The 7408-nt window shown below is 39.8% G+C and carries 12 protein-coding genes; 6 read left to right on the top strand and 6 right to left on the bottom strand.

The window, feature by feature from the left end:
- Window positions 1-60 precede the first annotated feature (60 nt).
- Complete coding sequence (locus tag ACSZPU_RS21425) at window positions 61-483, top strand: replication/maintenance protein RepL (RefSeq protein ID WP_499002949.1); 423 nt, start codon at window positions 61-63, stop codon at window positions 481-483.
- 187 nt (window positions 484-670) lie between these two features.
- Here ACSZPU_RS21425 and ACSZPU_RS21420 read toward each other — a convergent pair whose 3' ends face one another.
- Together ACSZPU_RS21420 and ACSZPU_RS21415 are read right to left on the bottom strand one after the other, a co-directional pair.
- On the bottom strand, window positions 671-853 hold the full coding sequence (locus ACSZPU_RS21420; protein ID WP_499002947.1) for a hypothetical protein: 183 nt from the start codon (window positions 851-853) through the stop codon (window positions 671-673).
- A 69-nt stretch (window positions 854-922) separates the two neighbouring features.
- Window positions 923-1030 carry an ASCH domain-containing protein gene (locus ACSZPU_RS21415; protein WP_499002945.1) on the bottom strand — a complete coding sequence of 36 codons (108 nt, stop codon included), beginning with the start codon at window positions 1028-1030 and terminating at the stop codon, window positions 923-925.
- Window positions 1031-1337: 307 nt separating this feature from the next.
- Between ACSZPU_RS21415 and ACSZPU_RS21410 the strand changes: the two genes are divergently transcribed.
- Complete coding sequence (locus ACSZPU_RS21410; protein ID WP_499002943.1) at window positions 1338-1622, top strand: hypothetical protein; 285 nt, start codon at window positions 1338-1340, stop codon at window positions 1620-1622.
- A 95-nt stretch (window positions 1623-1717) separates the two neighbouring features.
- On the top strand, window positions 1718-2293 hold the full coding sequence (locus tag ACSZPU_RS21405) for a hypothetical protein (RefSeq protein WP_499002941.1): 576 nt from the start codon (window positions 1718-1720) through the stop codon (window positions 2291-2293).
- Window positions 2294-2376: 83 nt separating this feature from the next.
- Here ACSZPU_RS21405 and ACSZPU_RS21400 read toward each other — a convergent pair whose 3' ends face one another.
- From ACSZPU_RS21400 to mobQ, 3 genes are read right to left on the bottom strand one after another with little or no spacing between them, the layout of a single operon-like run.
- Entirely contained in the window at window positions 2377-3186 is an 810-nt protein-coding gene (locus ACSZPU_RS21400) for a DUF6933 domain-containing protein (protein ID WP_499002939.1), read from the bottom strand.
- Window positions 3187-3232: 46 nt separating this feature from the next.
- Window positions 3233-3493: a hypothetical protein gene (locus ACSZPU_RS21395; protein WP_499002937.1), complete on the bottom strand. Its 261-nt coding sequence runs from the start codon at window positions 3491-3493 to the stop codon at window positions 3233-3235.
- The gene (gene mobQ, locus ACSZPU_RS21390) at window positions 3490-4917 is read right to left on the bottom strand and encodes a MobQ family relaxase (RefSeq protein WP_499002935.1); all 1428 of its coding nucleotides are present in this window, start codon (window positions 4915-4917) and stop codon (window positions 3490-3492) included. Before mobQ ends, ACSZPU_RS21395 begins: the two co-directional genes overlap by 4 nt.
- Before the next feature lie 510 nt (window positions 4918-5427).
- Here mobQ and ACSZPU_RS21385 point away from each other — a divergent pair.
- From ACSZPU_RS21385 to ACSZPU_RS21375, 3 genes are all read left to right on the top strand, one after another.
- Complete coding sequence (locus ACSZPU_RS21385; RefSeq protein WP_499002933.1) at window positions 5428-5979, top strand: hypothetical protein; 552 nt, start codon at window positions 5428-5430, stop codon at window positions 5977-5979.
- A 62-nt stretch (window positions 5980-6041) separates the two neighbouring features.
- The gene (gene traD / locus ACSZPU_RS21380; RefSeq protein ID WP_499002931.1) at window positions 6042-6497 is read left to right on the top strand and encodes a conjugal transfer protein TraD; all 456 of its coding nucleotides are present in this window, start codon (window positions 6042-6044) and stop codon (window positions 6495-6497) included.
- 112 nt (window positions 6498-6609) lie between these two features.
- Entirely contained in the window at window positions 6610-6855 is a 246-nt protein-coding gene (locus ACSZPU_RS21375) for a hypothetical protein (RefSeq protein WP_499002929.1), read from the top strand.
- Between the two features lie 24 nt (window positions 6856-6879).
- On the opposite strand, the gene ACSZPU_RS21370 is transcribed toward ACSZPU_RS21375, so the two are convergent.
- Complete coding sequence (locus ACSZPU_RS21370) at window positions 6880-7212, bottom strand: YegP family protein (protein WP_499002927.1); 333 nt, start codon at window positions 7210-7212, stop codon at window positions 6880-6882.
- Window positions 7213-7408 lie beyond the last annotated feature (196 nt).

Raw genomic sequence — 7408 nt, 5'->3', positions numbered from 1 at the left:
TACAGCTCAGCTAAGGTAAGGCTAATACAGCTAAGGACTCCACTGAACCCCACCGATTAAATCGCACCTTCCTTAGCAGGTGCAGGTTTTTTTCAGTGGCAGGAGGTTGATAAAACACAGTTTTTAAAACTCTATATAAACGGAGTAAAAGCGTTAACAGAACTCACGGGTGCGGGAACAAAGGTTTTTGAAATTCTATACAGAACAGTACAGGATTTTAAGGACACAGACAGGGTTTTTCTTGCGTATGAGCTTATAGATCAAGAAATAGTAAAGATCTCGGAGTCAACATACTATCGAGGCATGAAAGAACTTGCTAACAAAGGTTTTATTGCTGAAACGACAGTACAGAATTCATATTTCATTAATCCTGATTATATTTTTAATGGTGACCGTTTGTCCTTTGTTAAATCTTATATTTTAACCGAGTCAAAACCTAAAGATAAAAAGGCGAAAAACAAAGGTATAGACGGATTAAAATAGCAGGATTAATGTTACTCCCCTCTATGCAATAAAAACGGCTTAAAATCACTTGTAACCTGTTTTAACATTGTTAACAGACATAGTAGTAACACGCATTGATTAATACGAGGTAAAATAAAAATGTTGGTAAACTGGGAAATCTTCCTGAATGCCATAAATGAAAATGGGGTGAGAGTCGGTAAGTCCTTCAATCCCATTCAACGATATAGATTTTTCTGGCGGCTCTGGCGTTTATAGCTGGGTCTACTTGCCTGACGTTAATGATTTCCCAACCGAACCAACCCTCTTCGAAGCTTGATGCACAAGCCGCAGGAATATCGTCAGGAGTGAATGGACGAACAGAAGAAATGTTAACAACAGCGACTGCCATACCTGACTCTTCATCACCGTCCTTCGTTAAATAATTGAGATTCTCAACAATGAGGAGATCTTCTTCTGGTTAAAGGTCTGGTAGCCACCTGCGTACTTCAATCGTTTTCTTGCCAGAGGCGATAAGCTGACCAGAAGGTGCAACCACTGACAACGCTTTCATGCTTCCTTTATTCATATCCCTGCCGCCAACGAGAGATTCCAGACATGACACCAGTCTACCTTGGCAAGTTATGCCTGAAAACTGTTAAGAATCATTCAAACAATGATCTGTAAAAACGATCGATAAATCGAATATGATAGTCATTAACTATCGAAATGACCGAATCGATCGGCTTTGCAATTGATTTAATCGATCGATTTTATAGTTACGATAGTCATAAACTATCGTAACTTCATTTTTGATCGTTACAAACGATATGACACCTTGTCCATAGTAGATCAATTATATCAATTGCTTACGTTATCATTTAAAGGTGGGAAACATGTCGGAGTGTCCATTTTGCAAGGCCGCAGTGCATGAAGATGCTTCTGTTTGTCGTGGTTGTGGTGCAGAAAGAGTAAAAGGCTACGTCAGCCAGCAGACTATGAAGGGGCTGGTAGTTGCTGGAACCATAGTTGGCATTCCTGCGGGATTTATCATGGCCTACCTGACCAAATCCACGCCGGTAATGGTGATTACTTTGCTCGCTTTCATGCTTGGCCCTTTGCTGATTCTGAAATTTAAAACCAAAGATAAAGTCAGTTGGGTTCGTCCGACCGCACGTTAATGGCTTTGCCAACATCAGGGAAAAACACCTCAACTCACTGTTCTGATTGAAGATCTCAGGCAGTGAGTTTTTTATAACAAATAAGGCTTACCAAAATGAAAAAAACAATCGCAGCGTTTTCCATTTCCGCTATTCTGGCGTTAACAGGATGCCAACAGTTAAACGATGCAACAGGAAAGATAGGGCAATCGATCAACTCGTCCTTATCTTCTCTGGGCAATGTTTTAAACACTTCCGACAGTAAAGGTAATACAACAGCAGCAGATAATCTTCCTGTTAACACCGTCAATGGCTTGGGCGCAATCTGTCGTGATTATGAAGCTAATGCGATGGCAGGCAAAAAGAACTGGGTTGGTAAGAAGGTCAGCATAAGCAATGCTACTGTTCTGGAAGCGCAGGAAGCTTACGACACCATGAAGTACCTTGGTGCGCAGCGAGACCATAAAACCTACGCCATCATTTTCCAGACGTCTGATACGAAATATTGCGGTGGGGCTGTGCTGTTGTCTTACTATGCAGGGCAGGATGAGGATATTTTAAAATTCAAGAAAGGGCAAAAGATTAATATTACTGGTGTGATATATGACATTGGCGACAGAACGTTTAACACCGACAATAACGGCAATATGGCAGAGAAGGTGATAAAGTTGCGTGATGGTATCGTAAACTGATTATTGATTTATAAGTGATTTATTTTAGTTTTGAACTTATCTGACAATTCCAAAATCAGAATTGTCAGATTGGTACGTAACTTTTAATGTAACTTTTTTGATTTGTTTTTAAATTTGTTAATGTCTACCACATTAATATCATCCGGTATTGGTTTGTTTTTAAGGATATTTTCCAAAATATTCATGTCTGTATCAGGAATGTTATCAGTAGAGTCAAAACTTAATCTGGTAGCTGATATAACCCGCTCGATGAGTCTCATTGCTTTTACAAAAGACAGCTTATTATACTGAACCAGCCAGAGTAATAACATTTTTTCCTGAGCTTTAAGATCGTATTTTTCACCTTTAATGCAACGCCATTCGTCATTGAGTCTTAAATCAAAATGAAGTGCCATTTCTTCATCTTCGGGAAACGCACCGACTTGATCATATGTATACTGAAATTGATAACTTACCTGAGATATATGTGCCATGACGCTGCGATCCGTTTGTTGGTAAAAACGAATTTCTTTGTGTTGTTTGAAATACCTGTCTATGGATTTTTCCATAGCAGCAGTAGTGAACAGTGAATAATCAGCGCCCAGCCATTCCATACCGTTGACCAGTCGGGTATTAAGACGTTCTACAAACCCCTGAACATCTCCTTTACGAACCTGATGAATAACATGCACCCAACGGCTTTCATATTCCATCGCAATCAGACAGGTGGAACGACCTATCTTGACCGCATGAACCACCCACTGAATGATTTCCTTATTCTTTATGTCAGACTGACGTTCCATGATGGTCTGCTGTACAGATGAAGCAGGCTCAAAGAACCCTTCATCAACATTCTTTTTGTATTTACCGTAAAGGTGTGTCGCCGCTGCTTGGGAGCAGTTGATAACGATCATATCGATAATCCCTCATCATTAGGGTTAGAGAAAAATTTATTTTTCATTATAAATCCCCATAATTGAGGAAAATCAGTCCATGTACAACATGCTTCTTCTCGGCAGCGTCGATGTGTTTACGCAGCTTGTCAGCCTCTTTCCATAAAACGACTTCTAACGATTCGGTTTTGATTTCCTGGGGTTTTCTAGCCATTACGGTCATTTTCCAGATACGGACGATTGACCTATTTTGCCTTAAAGTTCCTGTTGTTACGAGCTTATCAATGGCTTTTAATCCCTGAATTTTGACTGCTTGAATAAACATCATCCATCTTTGCGCTTAACCGAACCAAAGCGAAATTTAGGGAAGGTGAAACCTTTTGATTTTGTGGCAACTTTCTTTTCCTTTGGTAAAGGTGGAAAGGCAACGGATGGGCTTGTTTTGTCTGGTTCTTGTTTTTTCTCAGGCTTGTGGTTGTAGTTCGCGTCCGGGGGTACGGAAACGTCTGCTGATTTATGGGTAGTCCCCATCGACTCCCACTGCCTGCGGGTGATCTTCAACTTCGTCACAGGGTCAACTATGATCTCATCGAGCGAAGTATCCGTTGGGATATTTGTGTCTTGCAGGGGATCGGCTACGGTAGTGATAGCGGGTTCTGGTACGGCTTTCTGAACAGGGTGCTTAACCAACACACTCATAAAACTTTTAATAAAATCATACAGCTTGTGTAGATCGATCTTATGCTTACGCCTTAATAACGTTGGTTTTTCTGTTTTTGGTGCAACTCCATAGTAAAGGGACATATCCTTTTGCTTCACTTCAACAGGCTTAAAGCGGCGTTTCTTCTCTGGTACAACAAGTACAGGTTGCAGTGGTGCTGGTTTTGCTTTCAGACGTTCAATACGGAATGTGTTGAGGTTGACGGTAATGAGATGACCCACATCACTGTTAAACAACTGCCTGAAATCATTAGCGGCCTGTTTTGTCTGCGCTGCCTGCGCTTGCTCTGCTGCACGTAAGGTTTTGGCTCTTTTGGTATGCCATGATTTACGATCTATTCTGGTAAGCGCAGGGCGATCAAGTTCAATGGCCTTAGCCAGTTGTTCGTTTGCGATTTCCTCTCTTCCCGCTTCCTGTGCTGCCTTCGCAAGAGCAATCGCTTCTTCACGCTGTGCAGCGAGGGAACGGTGATCTATACGCTTTGTAGAACCAGTACGTTCAAGCGCACGGTTAGACATTCTGGACCATGATGCACGCCACTCGTCCATTAAATCATGCTCGTTCCAGCTTCTGTTTTTGTTGCCGAAACCTTGTGGTGTTATCTCGCGTAGCGTCAGCATAACGTGAGCATGGGGATTATGACCGTCAAGGTCATGGAATGAGATATCGGCAATCATGCCTTTACTGACAAAATTGCGTTTACAGTAGTTTTTCACTAACGCGATTTTGGCATCGTTATCCAGTTCAACAGGAATAGCAATATCAAAATAACGTGAGAGTTGAGCATCTTTTCTTTTTTCGATTTGCTCTATTTCGTTCCACAACACAGCAGAATTTTCCACAATATTTAAAGGTGTGTATTCTGGCGCAAGAATGCAGTGGTGGAACAGATCGGAACGATATGAATAATCGTACACGTCTCCTGTTCTGTTATCTTCTATTCTTGCTCTTGCGTTATATGCAGCAAGATAACAGGACGATTTGCCTGCGGATCTTTTTAGCATACTAAACGATAAATGAAATATTGCCATACTACAAAAATACTCCTGTTGGTTTTAATTGCTTTTAAAGGTGTTGACCTTTGCTGCTTTTAGTTTTTCGCAAGAAAAACTTATGTGTTGACTTTAAGGCCCCCGCCAGGCCCACACGTTGCGAAGCAATGTATAAGTGGGCATCGTATTTATTTTTTATTCAGCTTGCGCCGAATCAAAATAAAACAATGGTAAGGATTTACTCTGGTGTAAGCGCCGAATGAAGAGGCGCGTAAGCTTTGGAGTAAAGGGATATAAATCAATGTGGGATGTTTTTTTGCTTATGTTAATAATATAACCCGGAATTTAAATCTTGTAAAATTTGCAAAACAAAAAATATATGTTATACCCAAGTAACTTCAATATGCAGGATGGTAGTGCTTAAACAACCTATCCCTACGATTGACTTGGGTTCACTGGCTCCTGCAACTCGAAGTATTCTGGGTATAATTCATTTTTAGCGTCGAATTAAGAGACGCTTTAATATTAAATTAATCACAGGGAAAGGGAATGAGTAAAATAATAGACATAAAGAACAGTCAAAATGGAATGTATGATATCGAATCGAAATGGTTTTTTATTAACTGCAATGGAAATGACGCAGAAATTAACATCCAGTTGAAAGATATTAAAGTTGATAGCGAATTCAGAACCATCAGAGAAAAACATCAGTTAGGATCTTACGCAGAAAGTGAAAACACATCAACCAGAACCCTTGCCGGAAGGTACGGTAACGCCATATCTTCGCTTAAAAGAAGCATTATGCAGGAGTTAGTGATCGTCGTAACAGGGTTGTTTCTGCATTATTTCGAGATAGATTCAACCTATACGACAGCAAAATCAGTGATTAAGGGATTATTTGGCTTTTCAGTTAAGCGGGAAGTGATTTTATCCTCATTTTCAACAAAAGGAAGACTGGCGAATAATAAAAGCCAATGGTTTTATATGGAACAGGAAGAAAAACAGATCCTGTTTACAGTATTCATGGCTGTTCTTGATGCAGGAAGAGTTTATGAAAGTGTTAAAAATCGCCTTGATATACTGGTATCGGCAACGAAATAACAAAGAGATATATCTCTTTGCTTATATGAACCATTTAATTTAAAACATAACAGGAGAAAAATATGAAGCAAAAAGATTTAAGTCAGTTGCTGGCATCAGCACAACAGGAACTGAACAGATTAATAACGGCTCAAAAAGTATTAACGAGAAAAGAAAAAACACACCGTAAAATTGTCTTAGGTGGTGAGGTTGCAAAGTACCTGGGGCTGGATATTGAACAGGATATTTTGGTTGGATTTCTTATGACTTTCGCCACGGCAACGAAAACAGATTTAGAACGCTTCATAAGTAACGGGGCCAGAGCCAGACAAAATGAAAATCTTCGAAAAGAACAGAAAAATAAAAATTCAGTCAAAAAGTCTGAGCCGGAAAAAAATGATCACCCACTGCATGCTACCGAAGATCTCTCAGAAATCGAGTTGTCAGAAAAAAGTGCTCATGTCGAAAGTAAAACGACCGTGAAGGTTAATAATTTTAACTTGATGTTGGAGCGCAGACTTGGTAAGAAAAAGGAATGACATTAATAATCTGCACATAAGTAATAACACCAGTGATAATGAGGTGATTTCGTCAGCAATAGAAAGTGTATCATTCTTTCTGTATACCATACTCGCCGATTGTTTTCCCGAAATGGCGACAGCAGAATGTGAACGTATTTTTCATGAAGAGTTAAAAACAGATATTATTGCTTTTGTGATGGATTACAGACAGAGTCTGAACAGCAGAAATGCATTGAGCATAGATCAAACGATTGTTATCCGGGCTTATACAGAACAACGCTTTTTTGAAAAGTTATCGAAAGCACTGGAAAGATGTAAGGCAGATAATGTGGTTAACGGAATTAAGAAAAAAATAGAAAAGACAGATCATAAATAGTAGATCTGTCTTTAATCAGGTTTACTAAGTGTTATCTTTTGTTATGCCAGAAACACCATTGCTTTTTACTGATGCAATACCTGTTTCACGGGATTGAGTACTGGCATACATCTGACTTGTGCCAATAACCTGATGATTAGCAGCTTTGAGATTAAAAAAGGATTTGCCATTTGCGGACACTTTTTTCTCATAGCGTTCATCGAGAGGGCTGTTTGCCTGAACTGATGCAATGCCGTTTTCTGCTGCACCTTTCGTTGTGTAAAGTTCACTGGTAAGAATGGTCTCCCCATTACCGGCTTTGAGAACAAACCTGAACTGCCCATCACTGCTTTTGTTTAACTCGAACCATCCTGACATGATAACTCCTTGTTTATATGATAAATAAACATGTTCTATGTATGTGCACATTTCACTTAAAGTATGAACACAAATCCATATATTTCAAACCTTTGTTTGAAATAAAAAACAAACAGAATTAGGCGGATTCAACTCCGAAGTGCAACGCTAAGCCGCCAATCTTAGCTCTGCAAACACCACAGACGGTTGCCTGAAT

The organism is Phytobacter sp. V69, from assembly GCF_965644215.1.
In the GTDB taxonomy this organism is placed as follows: domain Bacteria; phylum Pseudomonadota; class Gammaproteobacteria; order Enterobacterales; family Enterobacteriaceae; genus Phytobacter.
This window is presented reverse-complemented; position numbering and strand designations above follow the sequence as displayed.